Source organism: Aestuariirhabdus haliotis (assembly GCF_023509475.1).
In the GTDB taxonomy this organism is placed as follows: Bacteria; Pseudomonadota; Gammaproteobacteria; order Pseudomonadales; family Aestuariirhabdaceae; genus Aestuariirhabdus; species Aestuariirhabdus haliotis.
This window is the reverse complement of sequence record NZ_JAKSDZ010000059.1, coordinates 1-17,396: the sequence shown is the minus strand read 5'-3', so window position 1 is coordinate 17,396 and position 17,396 is coordinate 1. Positions and strand designations below refer to the sequence as shown.

The following is a 17,396-nucleotide window of genomic DNA, read 5'->3' as shown; positions in this document are numbered from 1 at the left end:
GTTTTTCTCGGTGTTGAAGCCCTTGTCCAGGTCTCGACATGAACGGCGAGCTTCGCCTTGATAAAAACCATTTTTAGGATCCGCAGAGATCTATCCGAATTAATCAGAGGTGCCCTAGCGTCCTAAGCCGACACAGATTACGCGACGCTCATGGGATTCACTCGACCACCCGGAACACTCAGAGCTGCTCACGTTTCTGCATCAGCTTGGGCAGATAAAAACTCAAATAGCCCTGAGCCGCACGCCACCCTTCTCGAGCATAGAGGTCTGATATATTGCCCTCTTTCTGGTGTGACATGGCATACACCTTGTCGGCGATTTGCATGGCGATGGCAAAGACGTTGTACTCTTCCGGCAGTTTTGGCAGATAAAAAAAACGTTTATAAATAGCTTCCACCTTCTTTCCGAGATCTTCATCGTGTTCCCGGTCGGCGAGTTCTACCTCGTTATCGATCTGTTGCCCAAGCAACATTTTGCGAGCAATGATATTGCCGCGGTAATAATCCTGCATGCGTTTTTCGAGCAGCTCGCCAAGGTCTTCCCAGGTATCGATTCCATCCGCCGCAATGGGTGCCTCGACGCACTCTTCGAAGGCAACAAAGATCTCTTCCGCCAGGGCTTCAACCAGGGCACTGACACTGGGGAAAAAGTAATACAGCGAAGAGGGAGGAATTTCCGCACGCGCCGCAACATCGTAGAGGGATAAGCTAGCGATGGATTCTGTCTGCAACAGCTCATGGGCCGCGTCCAGAATTTTATTACGTCGCTCGATACTGCGCGCTTGCAGCTTTCTACCCTTGGGTTTGGGTTTATTCTCGGCCTGATTGACACTTGAAACCTGCTGAGAACTCATGGCACTTCTCCAACCTTAACACCGGTTTTATCTGATTTTAAAACGATATTACTGACAGCTACAGGCTGCTCTTTTTGCTGCATAAACTCACCAATCACCAACACCACACAGAGCCCGACAAACATAATAAGGGTATCCATCACATTAACTTCGCCGGGAGGGAAGACAAAGAAGATAATGGCTTGCACGGTGAACGCCAAGGGTAGCAAAACCACAGGATAAACAATCCATTTTCGATTTGGCAATTGCCATCCATCCGCACTCTGACCAGGCTGATCCTTTAGTACCAGATACGCCGGGAACAACATCAGGTAAGGCAATAAGAAAATCAGGGTGGCGAAGGAAAACAGCGACCAGTACAGGTCTTCTGCCGCCGACGCCATCAACCCATACAACAGGATCGTCGAGGTCGACACCACTCCGGTCAATACAGCCGCTCCAACAGGGGTTTGATAACGAGGATGCTCACGCCCAAAAATCTTGGGCAAATCCCCCTCTTGGGCGGCTTCCGCGGCGGCACGATTGGAGCCCATGCTCCAGGTAACAATATTGGCCATAAAACTGAATTGGGCCAACAAACCGATCAGCAAGACCAACCACTCGGTGGCTGGCAAGGGCGCCAGCAAACGCTCAAAGGTCATCAACAATCCGGATACCAGACCTATCTCTTCAACGGGTAACGCTACCAGCACACCATAGACGGCGAACAGGTACAGGGTTGCAATAGCAACGCCGGCAACCAACAACGACACAGGAAGGTCCCGGCGCGGATTTTCCATCTCATCACTGGCGCAGCAGATCAGATCGAAGCCCATTAAAGAAAAAATAATCACCGGGAAGAACTGTAACCCATCACTCCAACTTGGGGTTAAGGTTGACAGGTTTATCTCATTGGCAATGCCTTCGGTGACCGCCATGGTGATACCGCCAATGCCCAGCAGCAACACAATGATCATCTTGCTCCAGGCGCCCAGATTGGGAATCCACTTGCCCACATCGAGTGACACGGTACAGATCCACACCGACACCCAGGTCATCACCAATGCGAACACAATTTGAAACCAGATTGGCATTTGCGGCCAAAACATTTGCGCCATCACACCGGCCATTAGAATAAACACGGCGGGCATCCAGAGCGCGACATTAATCCAGTACAACCAGCTGGTACGAGCAGCCCAACGACCACCAAACGCCAGCTTGACCCAGCTAACGATGCCGCCCTGGGAAGGACGACTACTGCCCAGTTCCGCACTGATCAAGGCGTAGGGCACCGCGAAACAGATAAACGCCAACACCCACCAGGTCAGGGATTGCACCCCGATGGCAGCCGCTGCGGCAATACCATCAATGGTCAATATGGCGCTGATGGTAAACAACGTGATGTCTTTGCGCTTGAGTTTGGGAGCCTTGTTCACTCGATTATCCTTGCTTGCTACTAAAGCATTCGAAGCTTAACAGGCATGAAACGCTGCTTGCCAAACCCTAGATTACCGCCAAAGACGGACCATTACTCGCTATTTTCCACGTCGTTCCGAGCCCCTCATTATCCCACAACAATACCCGTTATATCGCGCAGATCCATTAGACAAAAAATATGACCCTAAATAGAAAAAAACCAGGCCTCATCGAGACCTGGTTTTAGGGGGCTTATTAAACCACCGGTACCTGCTGGGTAATACAATGGATATTACCGCCTCCCAGCAGAATCTCCCGTGCATCGACCCCGACTACCTCGTAGCCGGGAAACACATCCTGCAGCAAGACTTTCGCCTGCTCATCATGCGCAGGGTCCAGCAAGGGAAGGATAATGCGCTTGTTGGTGATCAGGAAGTTGGCATAGGAGCCCGCCAACCGTTCACCCGCTTCACGCTCCATACCGTCGCATGCATCGATACCGCTGGCTTCCTCTTCTTTCATAAAGAGTGGACCGGGAACGTACATCTTATGAATCTTGATGCTGCGTCCCTTGGCGTCGGTGGCCTCGCTCAGGGCCTTGTAAGCTTCCTGGGAGATCTCATACTGAGGGTCGTCCTGATCATCGGTCCAGGAGAGGATAACCTCACCGGGCTTAACCACATGAATCAGGTTATCGACGTGACCGTTGGTTTCATCGTTGTAGAGTCCGCGAGGAATCCATACGACCTTTTCCACAGACAGGTGCGCCTTCAGTACCTCTTCCAGCTCTTCGCGAGTCAGGTCGGGATTACGGCTTTCGTGCAACAGGCACTCTTCGGTGGTGTACAGGGTACCTTCACCGTCAACGTGAATGGAGCCACCTTCCAATATGATGGGCGCGCGATAGCGTCCGTCACGATGGAACTCGCAAATCTTACTGGCGATCTGGTCATCACGATCCCAGGGGAAGTAAAGGCCATCAACCAAACCACCCCAGGCATTGAACTCCCAGTCGACGCCGCGGCGCTCGCCTTTGCCATTCACCACATAGCTGGGACCGATATCGCGCATCCAGCTGTCGTTGGTGGTCATCTCTACCAGACGGATATGGTCTGGCAGTTGATGACGGGCATTATCGTACTGGCTGGCAGAAACCGCCATGTTCACGGGGGTTACTTCAGCGATCGCTTTAGCCACATTAACAAAAGCCTCTTGTGCTGGCTTGGCACCGTTGCGCCAGTTGTCGCAACGCTCGGGCCAGGCCATCCAGATCTCTTCATGGGGCTCATGCTCACCTGGCATACGAAAGCCATCTTCGCGAGGTGTGGATTCAAATGTAGTAGTCATGATTAACCTCCTTACGCGTTTTCAGCGGCAGCAGAGCCAGCTTCAGATTCAAGTTGTTTCATGCGTTTCAGGGCTCTGGCCAGCAGGTATTCACCAATACCCATGGTGATCAACACGCCGGCAGCAACCGGAATGGTGTAAGCCCAATCGATGGTGCCACTGAACACTTCGGGGAAGATGAACAGGAACACAGCCTGAGCAATAAAGAACGTACATACCCAGGTGATCAGCTTGGCGACAGCAGCACCGCCTGGTACACGATAGGGACGCTCTACATCAGGATCGGCGCTACGCAGCTTGAGGAACGCAGGGAACATCAGCAGGTAAGGCAGCAGGAAGATGCAAGAGGAGAATGCGAACACAGACCAGAACAGCTCATCACTCTCACCGGCCAGAAATCCGTAGCAAAGGATAACCACAGCAGAGACGATACCGGTGATATTGTTGGCACCCACAGGGGTCTTGTGCACAGGGTGTTCTTTGGCCACATATTCTGGCAATTCACCTTCCTGAGCAGCCTCCATGGCGGCACGGCTGGCACCCATGGTCCAGGTAACCATATTGGCAATAAAGGTTGCCAGGGCCAGGGAACCGATAAAGATGACCATAAAGTTACCGAAGGCACCGTCACCGAACAGGGTTTGCAAGGTCGCAATAATACCAGCCACCAGACCGATATCTTCCACAGGCATGGCCAGCAGAATACCCACGGTACCGAAGATATAGAGACCGGTTACCAAGGCAGCAGAGATCATCATGGATTTGGGAATATCACGCACCGGATTCTTGATCTCTTTACCCATGCAGGCAATCAACTCAAAACCCAACAGGTTAAAGATGATAACAGGCAGGAAGCCCAGGGCAGAGTCGAAGTTGGGCGTCATAGAGGCAAGAGTGAACTCGTTCGCAACGCCGTTTTTGGCCGCATAGATAAATCCACCAACACCCAGGGTCACAATCACGACAACCTTAAACAGTGCACCCAGGTTAGTCACCCAGACGCCGGCGTCAACGGACATATTACAGATCCAGACAGTCAGTGCAGTGAGTGCGATACAGATCAGTATCTGAGTCCAGAGCCCCATGCCAGGGAAGAACATTTCTGCAAACATGCCGGCAAACATGATGTAAACGGCGGGCATCCAAAGGGCCACGTTGATCCAGTAATACCAGGTGGTACGCACCGCCCACTTGTTACCAAAGGCTCGCTTGACCCAATCGTAGATACCGCCCTCACCCGGATAGGTCGTACCCAGTTCGGAGGAGATCATAATATAAGGAATCACGAAGGCCAGCAGAGTAATAATCCACCAGGTGATCGCCGATGGTCCAATAGACGCCGCTGCGGTCAGGCCATCAATAACCAGCACCGCACAGACGCTAAACAGGGTCAAACTAGGGAGACCCATTTTCCCGGTTTCTTCAGTACTCATAAAGCACCTCCAATAATGATATTAAGAACCTTTCAGTGAGCGCTCATTAATAAGCTATCGCTGTAATAAATTCCGGCTTTACTTAAAAGAAGCAGAACAGACCTTGATGTAACGACCTACTCTTTAAGATCCACTTCTTTATCTGTGAAGCGATCTTACTCCCCCACCAAAAAACGGATAATGATTCAGATCAATATTTAATTAGTTCGATTATTATCCACATTTAATACTGACAATTTAAGATAATGACTATTTATTGATCAATAATATTCAAATTATGAGCGTTTTCCCAGAAAAACTCAAATAAGTGCTCGAAACACACCAATATTAATTGGATTTTTATTTAAAGTTGACTCAGATCAATTTAGATATTTATCGAAAATATATACTAGCCCCACGTTAAAGTGATCAAGCGGATAAATTCTTAATCAATTACCTTTTTAACTGACTGAACATCAACCGACGTTGATTTGTACGGGAGCCCGAAAATGAAACTACCTTCATCTACCGCCACCAACCTTGAGAAGCCTCAACTGAAGCACTTCCTGAAGACTCAGGACTACACCAAGGAAGAGCTGACCGAAATCTTTGACCTGATGGCCATGCTGAAAGAAGCCCGTAAGGCTAATGCTGTCCCCCAGCTGTTCAAGGGCAAGTCCATCGGCATGATCTTTGAGCAACCCTCTACCCGGACCCGCGTTTCTTTCGAAACCGCCGCAACCATTCTGGGCGGCCACGCTCTGTTCCTGTCTCCTAAAGACATCCACCTGGGCGGCAAAGAGAATATTGCCGACACCTCTCGCGTCCTGTCCCGCATGGTCGATATCATGATGGCCCGCGTTGACGATCACAAAACCGTTGCCGATCTGGCCAAGCACGCTACCGTGCCTGTTATTAACGGTCTGTGCGACTGGTTGCACCCCACCCAGATGATGGCTGACGTGTTCACCATGATGGAGCACTTGCCAGAAGGTAAAGAGCTGTCTGATCTGACCGTCGCTTTCGTCGGTGACGCTACCAACGTTGCTTCTTCCCTGATGTTTATCTGCACCAAGTTCGGCATGAACTACAAGCACATCGGCCCCAAGAAGTATCAGCCACCACAGTCCTGGGTTGATACTGCGCTGGAGAACTGCAAGCTTTCCGGTGGTAGCTTCACCCTGACCGAAGACACCGAAGAGGTGAAAGGCTGCGACGTACTGGTCGCCGACAGCTTCTACTGGTTTGGTCAGGAAGACGAAAAAGAAGATCGTCTCTCTACCTTTATTCCCAAGTACGTGATCACCCAGGAGATGATGGACAAGGCCGGCCCCGAGTGCCAGTTTATGCACTGCCTGCCCGCCAACGATTCTCGCGAATGTACCCGTGAAGTGATGGAGAGCCCTCGCTCAGTGATCTTTGACGAAGCCGAGAACCGCTTGACCGCGCAAATGGCCCTGCTGGTTTACTTCACCCACAAGGATATCGTTATCCCAAGCGAAGAGACCGTTAAGTTCCACGAGGACAAGATCGAGAACTTCCTCAAAACCCTGTAATAACCCTGCATTTATTGCAGCACAGGTTCGCGAACGCAGCATCCTGTTCGCAACACCAAACCGGAGTTCCCGCAGGAGCTCCGGTTTTTTTGTTCGCCCGAATTAATCAGAGTTGCCTTAACTTTGACACAACGACATAGAGAACGAGCGATACCAGAAAAGCCGCGCTGCAATTTCGCTAGCCGTTATACCAGACCGAGCCAAAACCACTGACATCATACCCCTGATACTCGCGGGCCTTCTCCGAGAAAACCGCGCTCTGGCAAAACCTGACAAAACGCTGCATCGGCGCCTCAAACCAGGACTTTCGGTCTACCAGCAGATCGAAACGCTCCTCCAGCACCGGCACAAAAGCCAAACCATATTGCTCCGCTAAACCCTGTAATCCCAGCGCTGCATCGGCCTTGCCCTGGTTTACCATCAAGACGGCATCGGCTTCGCTGTGGGCAACCTGGCTGAATGTGAACTCATCTGGTGTCAGCCCCGCTTGCTCGATCAACTGCATAAGCAAACGCTGACTCCCGGCTCCGGGCTGGCGACAGGCCAGGGTCAAGCCTTGTAAATTCTCAATCCCCTGAACTGCCCCGACGGTGTCCTGGCTGACTATCAAGCCTCGCTGTCGGCGGGCAAACTCAACCAGTACCAAAGGCTCTCGGGCAAAACGCGCCTTAATCTGCGGGTGATTCCATTGCTGGCTCGCACCATCCAGCAGATGTAAACCGGTCGCGACCCCTTCGCCATGAGCAAAACGCTCCAACCCCTCTTCGCTGGATTCAAACAACATGGCAAGGCCAGCACCCGACTCTCGTAATGCCCACTCCAGCAAAGGATCATGGCTGCCCAGAAATACCCCAGGAGGTTCTGGCCTGCGATGAGCGGTTGCCTCTTCACGGATTTGAGTTGTGCCTCCTTCTGCTTTGCTCGCCACCCATTGCAGAACAGCCGCACGGGAGAACAACAGTTTTCCCGTCGCCCGGGTACAGGGTACCTCCCCGGCAGAGACCAGATCGTAAACCTTTCGCTCTTTGATACGCAGTAGTTCGGCCAACTCTTTGGTGGTCAAAAACTCGGATTGCTGCGAACTCATAAGGCTTCCTGATGCCAGGGATAACAAAATCGGCGATGCCGGAAGCGTTAGGCCACCAGACACCGCCATGGGTACTCTGGCATTTTAGCGTAATCGGTAACAAAACCTTAACTGTAAAAAAACAGAGACCCCGCCATCAAAAGATAACAGGGTCTCAGTGTCGGCTATATATGGTCGCACTTCTATCCCGCTCTAAGGCGTTGCAGGCGCCACCGCTACAGTCTGCTCAGGCGCCGATAACGCCACCATCGTCACGGGTGATAACCATCACAGATGAACGTGGCTTGCTATCACCGCCGGCCGGAAAATGTGAAGGCGAGAGTTCTTCACCGGGATGCTGAACCCCCACAAACAGGGTCCGGTAATCCGGACTAAAGGCCAGACCGGTGATCTCGCAGGCAACCGGCCCGGTCAGGAAGCGGCGAACTTCGCCCGTTTCAGGGTCGCTACAGAGCATCTGGTTATTGCCCATGCCGGCAAAATCCCCTTGATTGGAATACTTGCCGTCGGTTTGAATCCACAAACGGCCCTCGGCATCAAAACCCAGTCCATCGGGGCTGTTGAACATATTGTCGGCGTTGATATGGTCGCTGCCGCCGTACAAACCGTCCGGATGCACGACCGGATTACCCGCCAACAGGTAGAGATCCCAGTCAAAGGTGGCAGACCGGTGATCACCGCCGCTTGGATGCCAACGCACAATTTGACCGTAGTGATTTTTTGCCCGGGGATTAACGCCGTCGAGCGGCTGATTGCCCTTGGTGCCTCGATGCTTGTTGTTGGTCAATGTACAGCACACAGACTTACCGGAAGGATGCACAGCAACCCATTCAGGACGATCCATGGTAGTGGCTCCGACCTGTGTAGCGGCGCGACGGGCAAAGGTCAACACTTCGGCCTGGTCAGCAAAACCATTGGCTTGGGTCAGCCCGTTCTTGCCATGGGTCAGCTCCAGCCACTCTCCCTGACCATTTAGCTGATCGGATTGCGAATCAAAGCGAGCCACATAAAGCGTACCCTGCTCCAGTAAATCCCGATTGGCGCCGGGGTTTGTTTTGTCGATCTTGCCCTTCGAGACAAATTTATACAGGTGCTCTCCCCGCTGGTCATCACCCAGATAAACCACGACATGGCCATCGGCATTGACTGTCAGCGCCGCATTCTCGTGCTTGAAGCGCCCCAATGCTGTTCGCTTCTTGGGTGTCGAGGTGGGATCCATGGGATCAATTTCAACCACCCAACCAAAACGATGAGGCTCCTGGGGGTGCCTGGCGAGATCGAACCGCGAATCGAAACGGTGCCATTGGTAACCCGCATCCCTGGCGCCGATGCCATAGCGCTTTTGATCGGCACTCTGGACAAAATCGCTCTGCTCGGTACCAAAGTAGCCATTGAAGTTTTCTTCACAGGTCAGGTAGGTTCCCCAGGGCGTTTCACCATTCGCGCAGTTGTTAAAAGTGCCGAGGGCCACCTTGCCTTCGGGGTCCATTTCGGTTTGAACCAGGGGATGACCCGAGACCGGCCCGGTAATCTCCATCGGCGTATTGGCGGTAATCCGGCGGTTGTAACGGGAATTCTGCACCAACTGCCAACTGCCGTCAGTACGCTTGATTTCCAACACAGAGACACCGTGCGCCGCCTGCGCTTTTTTCACATCATCGGCGGTCATCAATTTGCCCTGATGGGAAAACAGGTACTCGTAGTTGGTGTATTCATTATTGATCGCCAGCAGGGCTCGATCATCCGCCAGTGGAAACAGGCTCATGCCATCGTTATTGTCACCAAACTGGCGCAGCTGCGTTTCAGAATGTGCGTTCCCTGAGGCATCGAATGCCGGCGCGTCGGCGAACAATGGGTCCCCCCAGGAGACCAGAACCTGCGAGCGATAGCCTTCAGGCACAATTATGCGATCGGCGGTACTGGCGGGCACCGCTTTGAATCCCATCTTTTTACTCGTACTTTTACCCGAGATCGTTTCAGAGGCAACCGCCTTCATGGCTCCAGACGTGACCCCGGCGGCAGCCACAAAGGCTCCCAATCCCGCTACGCTGCTAGCCACCATAAACTGCCGGCGGCTCATGGCACGGTCTATCATTCGAGTAAAATCCGGGGTAGTTTCTACCGGATGATTCTGATCATCCTGGGTTTCAAAACGGCTCATCGTTCAGGTTTCCTTGTGTGTCATCAGGCGGTTCGTAGAGTGCGGGGCTTTGCACAAGATTAGCGTAAGGAAGGCCTCAACAATGACTCTTCCTTGGGTGCACCTGCACTTTCGGGTCATGCTAGAAGCCCTAGATGTCAAATTGACGACAGATTGATGACAGAAAAAAGACTGCTCTGCTTTATAAACCCTTGCCGAATAGTGCAAGGGTTATTACCGAGGCGGAGAACAGCCACCGAAGAAAAGGACTTTGCTATGAGCAACATCTCTTACCGCCCGGCAAAAGCAGCTGATGCTGGAACACTGCAACATTTGTTGAAGGAGCTGGGGTATAAGGTCAGCGCCTCGGAAATCGGGGCGCGATTAACCGCCATTCGATGCCATGGCGGCGAGGTGATCGTTGCTACCCTGAATAACGATGTGGTGGGCTGCGTGCATGTAACGATTGAGCTTCGCATGGCCGAAGGGGAGTTTGGGGAGATCGCCAGTCTGGTGGTGGATTCCCGACAGAGAGGATCGGGCATTGGGTCAGGATTGCTGGAACAAACTCGAACCTGGCTGATTGATCGCGGACTTACCAGCCTGCGAGTACGTATGAACACCCAACGTGAGCGCAGTTACGCCTTTTATAGCGGGCAGGGTTTTCGGGATACCAAGACGCAAACAGTGTTCATCAGCGAGCTGAACGCTGACTGAACCTCTGCCATTTAGAGGGCGGGATTACTTGTCACTCGGCGGTTTTTCCATCCCCGGTTTGCGCCAGGCGAGTGGCGCGTCGATTCCAGGCCCACAAAAAGCTCAGGCCATAGATCGACAGATACCCGATGGTGCCTAGCAAGAGTGCATAGACGATGCGAAGCGGGGTCAGTGGCACCTGATACAACACCAGCAATAGCACTACCAATAGACTGGAAAGACCACCAAAGCAGAGGGTTAACTTGCAAAAAACGCCCAGACCTATGGGCTGATTGGGTGCAGGACGCAAGGATACTAACGGCCACCAGCTCCAATCCTGATCCGAGAGTCTGTTAAATACCCGCTCCAGTCGAGACAGCATGGTTTCGGGTTCGCTACTCATACACTAGACCTCCTCACATACAACACCCGTTACGGGCTGCTTTACTCATCACGACGTCGCCATATCTGCCAATGCTCCTGACCACCAAATACCGCGAGTGAATCGGTTGCTGGCTGACTCAGTACACAGTCAAATCCGCTTGTCAGCAGCGCATTCAATTCAAGCTGCGGGATAGCAAAGGGTGGACCTCCGCCCTGCTCGCCCAAAACGAAATAGCCCAACAACTGACCACCGGGACGAACATGCCGCCGCATCCAGTCACCATAGGCTGGTCGTAAAGCATGGGGCAATGCCGCAAGAAAAGCCCGTTCATAGATCACATCTACAGCATCGGGTAAGTCTGTGCAGGTGAACACATCATCTTCGATCAGCTCCACCGGCGCATCCCCCACCTGTTCGCGCGCTATCGCCACCGCCCTGGCGCTAAAATCGATGGCCGTCACTGTCGCGCCGGCGTCGGCAAACGCCACCGCTTCGTAGGCACTGCCACAACCTGGAATCAGCACACGCCCGATCGACGATTGTTCGCCGATCCAGTGCGCCAACTGCTGGTGCACAACGCCCGAATCCCAGGGCATTACCCCCTCCTCGATGCGAACATCCCAAAACTCGGGCCGGGAGGCATCACGGTGTTGACGCAGTTTTTTCGGTACCGGGGTTTCTTTATCCATTCCCTGTTCCTTGCGCTTCGTGCGCTGTTATCTGGTGACAAACTCAGGTAGTTTATGGGAAACAAAGGGGCCCGCCAGTTTTGGCGGCCACCGTTAATATAATGACAATACCATTTCCATAATAACCACCATAAGGAATGAAAACATGGTCAAGTACCTGCGCAACACCATGGTACCTCTTTTACTGTTTGGGGCTTCTCTCACTTGCGCCGCTTCTTCTCAGGCTAGCGAATCGGTCAAGATCGGCATGATTACCACCCTCAGTGGTGGCGGTTCTTCGCTCGGTATCGATATCCGCGATGGTTTCAAACTGGCTGTCGATCAGGAACAGGGCAAACTCGGTGGATACCCGGTTGAGCTGTTAATCGAAGACGATGCCCGCAACCCGGGCAAAGCCAAACAGATTGCTACGCGCCTTACCAAAAAAGACAAAGTGGATATCCTGACCGGTATCGTCTGGTCCAACCTGGCCATGGCCGTCGTACCTTCGGTGACCCGCTCCGGTACTGTTTACATCAGCCCCAATGCCGGCCCATCCAAACTGGCAGGTGATGGATGCTCGCCTAACTATTTCAATGTCGCCTGGCAGAACGACAACCTGCACGAAGCCATGGGTCAGTACGTGACCGACAAGGGTTACAAAAAGGTTTATATCCTGGCGCCCAACTACCCCGCAGGCAAAGACGCCCTGACCGGTTTCAAACGTTTCTATAAGGGTGACGTGGTGGGCGAAGTCTATACCAAGCTGGGTCAAACCGATTACGCCACCGAACTGGCGGCACTGCGAGCAGCCAAACCCGATGCGGTCTTCTTTTTCCTTCCCGGCGGCATGGGCATCAGCTTTCTCAAACAGTATCAACAGGCTGGGCTGAACACCTCTACGCCGCTGTTTGGCCCTGCCTTCTCCTTCGATCAGGGCATTCTCAAGGCTACCGGCGACTCGGCGCTGGGCATCATCAACAGCTCCCAGTGGAGCAAGGATCTCGATAACGCGGCCAATCTCCAGTTTGTCAGCGCGTTCCAGCAGGCTTACGGTCGCCTGCCCTCGTTATATGCCAGCCAGGGTTACGATGCCGCCCGCTTGATCGCCTCGGCCCTGAAAAACACTCAGGGCAATCTTGATGACAAAGAGACCTTTCGCAGCGCTCTCAAGCAGGCCGATTTCGATTCGGTGCGCGGAGCTTTCCGCTTCGGCAACAACCAACACCCCATTCAGGACATCTACATCCGAGAGGTCTTTAAGGATGACAAGGGTGTGCTAAGCAATCGTGTGGTTGGTGTTGGCCTGAGCAATCATCAAGACGCTTACGCCAGCCAGTGCACTATGTAAGCGAATCGTCGGCGCTAAACTCGCCGACGCTGTTCCCGTTGGGGAGAACGGGATAGACGAGTTCTCCTCAACATCTTTATTGTTTTTGTTTTCTGGTACCAACACCCTATGTTGTTGTTTTTCGAACAGCTGTTAAACGGTTTGCAGCTGGGCTTTATGTTGTTTTTGATGGCCGCCGGACTGACGCTGGTCTTTGGTATTATGGGCTTGATCAATCTGGCTCACGGCTCACTCTATATGATCGGTGCTTATGGCGCCGCGGCGGTGACCCAGCTGACCGGATCATTTCTGCTTGGCATGCTGGCGGCCTTGTTAAGCGCCGGGCTGTGCGGATTGCTGCTGGAAATTATCGCTTTGCGCCGCCTCTACGATCGCGACCACCTGGATCAGGTATTGGCCACCTTCGGGCTGATACTGTTCTTTAATGAACTGACAAAAATTCTCTTTGGTCCGCAGCCACTCTACCTGAATGTGCCCGACTGGCTGAATTACACCGTCGAGCTGATCCCCGGCGCACCCTACCCGGCCTATCGGCTGGCCGTTATCGGCGTCGGCTTGCTGGTAGCTATCGCACTCTTCCTGCTGGTCAACCGTACCCGACTGGGGATGCTGATCCGTGCCGGGGCCAGCAATCGCGAAATGGTCAGTGCACTGGGCATCAATATCGCGCTGCTTTATAGCCTGGTATTTGCGTTGGGGGCCATGCTGGCGGGGTTATCCGGAGCATTGGTGGGCCCCTTACTGTCGGTTGAAGTCGGTATGGGTGAAGGGGTGTTAATCCTGACCTTTGTCGTGATCGTGATTGGCGGCATCGGTTCCATCAAGGGGGCACTGATCGGCGCCCTGCTGGTTGGTCTGGTCGACACGCTCGGACGTGCTTTTCTTCCCAGCCTGCTGGCGCTATTTCTGGGTAGCGAAGCCGCCAACAGCCTGGGAGCGTCCCTGGCCTCCATCGCCATCTACCTGCTAATGGCGATAATTCTAATCTGGCGCCCTGCCGGTTTGTTTCCTGCTCAATGATGTTTTATGCCATGGTGTCCCGCTCAATAATGTTAAAAAAAATAACACGACGAACTGTCATCTATACACTCTTGCTGCTCTGCGCCCTGCTGTTGCCATTCTACGCCCAGCTCACCGACGACGGTTACCTGTTGTCCATGGCCAGCCGCATGCTGATATACGCGCTGGCCGCGATGAGCCTGGATTTACTTATAGGCTACGGTGGCATGGTCAGTTTTGGTCATGCCGCTTATGTCGGAATAGGCGCATATACTGTGGGTATCCTCTCTTTTCATGTGCTGGAAGGCAGCCCTCTGGCTTTTTTACCAGGAGACTGGCAAGGCACTGAATCAGCGCTGATCAGTCTACCCCTGGCGATGCTGACCGCAGGCTTGGGGGCCTTGATTTTCGGCGCACTCAGCCTGCGCACCCGGGGCATTCATTTTATTATGATTACCCTCGCGTTCGCGCAGATGCTCTATTATCTGTTTATCTCTCTCTATCGTTACGGCGGCGAAGATGGCCTGTCGATGAACGGTCGTAATCTACTCCCAGGCCTGGATCTTTATAACGATTTACATTTCTATCTGCTCTGCCTCACTTGCCTGCTTATCTACGGCGGTCTGGTTAAACGCGTACTTAACTCACGTTTTGGCCAGGTCATTCGCGGCGGCAAACAGAATGAAGCCAAATTGCAAGCACTGGGCTTTGCCACTTATCGCTATCAATTACTGGCTTTTGTGATTGCCGGCATGGGTGCAGGACTGGCGGGAGGATTACTCGCCAACCAGAGCGAATTTGTCAGTCCCGATCTGCTCAGTTGGCATCTGTCAGGCGTGCTAATGGTGATGGTCATTCTTGGTGGTCTGGGCACCCTGGTCGGGCCGGTGATCGGAGCCATTCTTTATCTGCTTATGGAGGAGACCCTGGCCAGCTATACCGAGCATTGGCAACTTATTCTGGGACCACTGCTGTTGCTGGTAGTGCTGTTTTCCCGCAAAGGCATCTACGGCGTGCTGGCCGGCAAGGAGGCTGAGGATGGTTGATTTCACGCCGCCGCCCCTGCTGCACATCCACCAGCTGAGCAAACGCTTTGGCGCACTGGAGGTCACCCGCAAGGTAGACATCACGGTCGAGCAGGGGGAGATTCACGCCATCATCGGCCCTAACGGGGCCGGCAAAACCACCCTGATCAACCAGATCAGCGGCGAACTGCCCGCCGATAGCGGCTCCATCTTATTCGATAACAAGGAGCTGTGCGGACAACCCGTCCACCAACGTGCTCGTTTGGGGCTGGGGCGAACCTACCAGACCAGCTCGTTGTTTGATCGCATGAGCGTGGAACGCAATGTAATGCTGGCGCTGCAGAGCCGTGAAGGTCACAGCTTTCGTTTCTGGCGTAACGCGATAACCGACCCTCAATTGGTCAATCCGGCCCATGAGATTCTGCAACGGGTCAACCTGCTGGAGTTACGGCAACAGCGCGCCGCCGACCTGGCCCACGGTCAGCGACGGCAGTTGGAGATCGCTATGGCGCTGGCCACCCAACCCAAGTTGCTGCTATTGGATGAACCTATGGCAGGTATGGGCCAGGAGGAGAGCTGGAATATGGTGGAAGCCCTGCGCCAACTGGGCAAGGAGGTCAGCATTCTCTTTGTCGAGCACGATATGGAAACGGTGTTCGCCCTCGCCGACCGTATCAGCGTACTGGTCTATGGCCGTGTTATTGCCTGCGGCGACGCCGACAGTATTCGTAATGACCCTCAGGTGCGAGCGGCTTATCTTGGGGGAATAGAAGATGCTTGAAGTCGAGCATATAGAAGCTGGTTACGGTAGCAGTCAGGTGTTGTTTGGCGTATCGCTAAGCATTCGCCAGGGCGAAGTGGTGACCCTGCTGGGTCGTAATGGCATGGGCAAAACCACTACCGTCCGGGCTATTATGGGGCTCAATCCCATTAGTGCCGGTATGATCACCTTCGAGAACCGCCCCCTGGGCAACGCAGCGCCCTACCGCGTCGCACGCGCGGGTATTGGCCTGGTGCCCGAGGGACGACAAATATTTCCAACGCTGAGCGTCAAAGAGAACCTGATCGCCACCGCGGCCAACCACCGCAAGCTCAACTCGCCCTGGACGCTAGAGCGCATCTATGAGCTGTTTCCCCGCTTGCAAGAACGTCAACAGCACCTCGGCAGCAATCTGTCCGGGGGTGAACAGCAGATGCTGGCCATTGGCCGAGCCTTGATGACCAACCCGCTGTTGCTGATTCTGGATGAGGCTACCGAAGGCCTGGCGCCACTGATTCGTGAAGAGATCTGGCGCTGTCTGGAACTGCTGAAATCGCAAGGGGAATCGATCCTGATTATCGATAAAAACCTGGACGCCTTGATGCGAATCTCCGATCGGCATTACATTATGGAGAAAGGGCGCATTGTGCATCAGGGAGATATTCAGCTGCTGCGCGATGACCCCGAGCTCAAGTACCGTTATCTGGGAGTCTGATAATGCTCGATCCCCTGCTGCGTCTGAGTGGCGAAGAAGCCTGCCAGCAATATATGGCCCGCCGTGCCGTGCCCGACCACCCGGCCTACTTTGACCGCTGGGCATCTCGCAGCGAAACTCTGCGCCAGGAATTTCGCCATCAACGTTTGCTGCAAACCCAATCCCCTCGGGAGTTTATTGACCTCTATTGGCCCGACACAGTGCGTAGCGACCAGTTACAGCTCTTTATTCACGGCGGTTACTGGCAATCGCAGCACCCGGATTCTTTCGGTTTTATAGCCCGTCCCTTTCTTGAGAGCGGAATCCCTTTTGCTGTACTGGGTTACCCCCTGTGCCCGGATGCCACCATGTCTGAACTCTGCCGCAGCGTTCGCAGCCGACTGGAAACCCTGTGGCGCGAGCGGTTTTCTCTACCACTGGAAGTGAATCGCCTGCACCTTAGCGGTCACTCGGCCGGTGGACACCTGCTCGGTTTGATGGGCTGCGAGGGTTGGGGAGACCACTTGAAAGATGCTATTGGTAGTGCAATTTCGCTCAGCGGACTGTTCGAGCTCAGCCCGTTGTTGCACACACCTCTTAACGATGCCCTGAGATTGCATTCCCATACCGCAAGAGACCTGAGCCCCCTGCGCCTGAAACCCTTGCTGAGCATTCCCTACGCCATGGTCGTTGGTGAAAGGGAGTCCGTAGCTTTTCATCGCCAAAGCAACATTTACAGCGAGCACCTGCTACGGGAAGGCATCCCTTGCGAACGCTGGGATGAGGATAATTGTAACCACTTCAGCGTACTGGACCGCTTTGCCGACGCTGACAGCGACAGTTTTATGTGGGTACTTGGGCAAATGCAGGGGCCGAGTTAAGGCCCTAACTCCGCCCATCCCCCACATCCGGCTTTCTTGCCGGCGTTAACAAACCTAGGGCACCTCTGATTAATTCGGATAGATCTCTGCGGATCCTAAAATGGTTTTTATCAAGGCGAAGCTCGCCGTTCATGTCGAGACCTGAAC

General features: G+C 53.6%; 16 protein-coding genes. 8 read left to right on the top strand and 8 right to left on the bottom strand.

What is annotated here, in order from left to right; all coding sequences use genetic code 11:
• Positions 1 to 178: 178 nt before the first annotated feature.
• The 4 genes from MIB40_RS17975 to MIB40_RS17960 all read right to left on the bottom strand — a co-directional run bounded on the left by MIB40_RS17975 (position 179) and on the right by MIB40_RS17960 (position 5,028).
• Positions 179 to 853, bottom strand: a complete 675-nt coding sequence (locus tag MIB40_RS17975; RefSeq protein ID WP_249696884.1) for a TetR/AcrR family transcriptional regulator — start codon at positions 851 to 853, stop codon at positions 179 to 181.
• Positions 850 to 2,268 (bottom strand): APC family permease, encoded by a 1,419-nt coding sequence (locus MIB40_RS17970; RefSeq protein ID WP_249696883.1) that lies wholly within the window; start codon positions 2,266 to 2,268, stop codon positions 850 to 852. The genes MIB40_RS17975 and MIB40_RS17970 overlap by 4 nt, the downstream gene beginning before the upstream one ends.
• A gap of 235 nt (positions 2,269 to 2,503) precedes the next feature.
• The gene (gene aguA, locus MIB40_RS17965; protein WP_249696882.1) at positions 2,504 to 3,595 is read right to left on the bottom strand and encodes an agmatine deiminase; all 1,092 of its coding nucleotides are present in this window, start codon (positions 3,593 to 3,595) and stop codon (positions 2,504 to 2,506) included.
• An 11-nt stretch (positions 3,596 to 3,606) separates the two neighbouring features.
• A complete protein-coding gene (locus MIB40_RS17960; RefSeq protein WP_249696881.1) occupies positions 3,607 to 5,028 on the bottom strand; it encodes an APC family permease in 1,422 nt (473 codons plus the stop codon).
• A gap of 488 nt (positions 5,029 to 5,516) precedes the next feature.
• Here MIB40_RS17960 and ptcA point away from each other — a divergent pair, with 488 nt between their 5' ends.
• Positions 5,517 to 6,563: a putrescine carbamoyltransferase gene (gene ptcA / locus MIB40_RS17955; protein ID WP_249696880.1), complete on the top strand. Its 1,047-nt coding sequence runs from the start codon at positions 5,517 to 5,519 to the stop codon at positions 6,561 to 6,563.
• Positions 6,564 to 6,741: 178 nt separating this feature from the next.
• On the opposite strand, the gene MIB40_RS17950 is transcribed toward ptcA, so the two are convergent.
• Positions 6,742 to 7,650, bottom strand: coding sequence for a helix-turn-helix transcriptional regulator (locus MIB40_RS17950; protein WP_249696879.1), 909 nt, complete (start codon positions 7,648 to 7,650; stop codon positions 6,742 to 6,744).
• Between the two features lie 226 nt (positions 7,651 to 7,876).
• On the bottom strand, positions 7,877 to 9,811 hold the full coding sequence (locus MIB40_RS17945) for a PhoX family protein (RefSeq protein ID WP_249696878.1): 1,935 nt from the start codon (positions 9,809 to 9,811) through the stop codon (positions 7,877 to 7,879).
• 255 nt (positions 9,812 to 10,066) lie between these two features.
• Here MIB40_RS17945 and MIB40_RS17940 point away from each other — a divergent pair, with 255 nt between their 5' ends.
• Positions 10,067 to 10,507, top strand: a complete 441-nt coding sequence (locus MIB40_RS17940; RefSeq protein WP_249696877.1) for a GNAT family N-acetyltransferase — start codon at positions 10,067 to 10,069, stop codon at positions 10,505 to 10,507.
• Between the two features lie 31 nt (positions 10,508 to 10,538).
• Here the strand turns inward: MIB40_RS17940 and MIB40_RS17935 are convergent, their stop codons facing one another.
• Both MIB40_RS17935 and MIB40_RS17930 read right to left on the bottom strand, forming a co-directional pair.
• Positions 10,539 to 10,889: a hypothetical protein gene (locus MIB40_RS17935; protein WP_249696876.1), complete on the bottom strand. Its 351-nt coding sequence runs from the start codon at positions 10,887 to 10,889 to the stop codon at positions 10,539 to 10,541.
• Positions 10,890 to 10,930: 41 nt separating this feature from the next.
• On the bottom strand, positions 10,931 to 11,560 hold the full coding sequence (locus MIB40_RS17930) for a methyltransferase domain-containing protein (protein WP_249696875.1): 630 nt from the start codon (positions 11,558 to 11,560) through the stop codon (positions 10,931 to 10,933).
• Between the two features lie 145 nt (positions 11,561 to 11,705).
• On the opposite strand from MIB40_RS17930, the gene MIB40_RS17925 reads away from it, so the two are divergent.
• From MIB40_RS17925 to MIB40_RS17900, 6 genes are all read left to right on the top strand, one after another.
• The gene (locus MIB40_RS17925) at positions 11,706 to 12,890 is read left to right on the top strand and encodes an ABC transporter substrate-binding protein (RefSeq protein WP_249696874.1); all 1,185 of its coding nucleotides are present in this window, start codon (positions 11,706 to 11,708) and stop codon (positions 12,888 to 12,890) included.
• Positions 12,891 to 12,998: 108 nt separating this feature from the next.
• The gene (locus tag MIB40_RS17920) at positions 12,999 to 13,910 is read left to right on the top strand and encodes a branched-chain amino acid ABC transporter permease (RefSeq protein WP_249696873.1); all 912 of its coding nucleotides are present in this window, start codon (positions 12,999 to 13,001) and stop codon (positions 13,908 to 13,910) included.
• A 29-nt stretch (positions 13,911 to 13,939) separates the two neighbouring features.
• Positions 13,940 to 14,935 carry a branched-chain amino acid ABC transporter permease gene (locus tag MIB40_RS17915; protein WP_249696872.1) on the top strand — a complete coding sequence of 332 codons (996 nt, stop codon included), beginning with the start codon at positions 13,940 to 13,942 and terminating at the stop codon, positions 14,933 to 14,935.
• The gene (locus MIB40_RS17910; protein ID WP_249696871.1) at positions 14,928 to 15,695 is read left to right on the top strand and encodes an ABC transporter ATP-binding protein; all 768 of its coding nucleotides are present in this window, start codon (positions 14,928 to 14,930) and stop codon (positions 15,693 to 15,695) included. The genes MIB40_RS17915 and MIB40_RS17910 overlap by 8 nt, the downstream gene beginning before the upstream one ends.
• Positions 15,688 to 16,389 carry an ABC transporter ATP-binding protein gene (locus tag MIB40_RS17905; protein ID WP_249696870.1) on the top strand — a complete coding sequence of 234 codons (702 nt, stop codon included), beginning with the start codon at positions 15,688 to 15,690 and terminating at the stop codon, positions 16,387 to 16,389. Before MIB40_RS17910 ends, MIB40_RS17905 begins: the two co-directional genes overlap by 8 nt.
• Before the next feature lie 2 nt (positions 16,390 to 16,391).
• Positions 16,392 to 17,249: an alpha/beta hydrolase gene (locus tag MIB40_RS17900; protein ID WP_249696869.1), complete on the top strand. Its 858-nt coding sequence runs from the start codon at positions 16,392 to 16,394 to the stop codon at positions 17,247 to 17,249.
• Positions 17,250 to 17,396 lie beyond the last annotated feature (147 nt).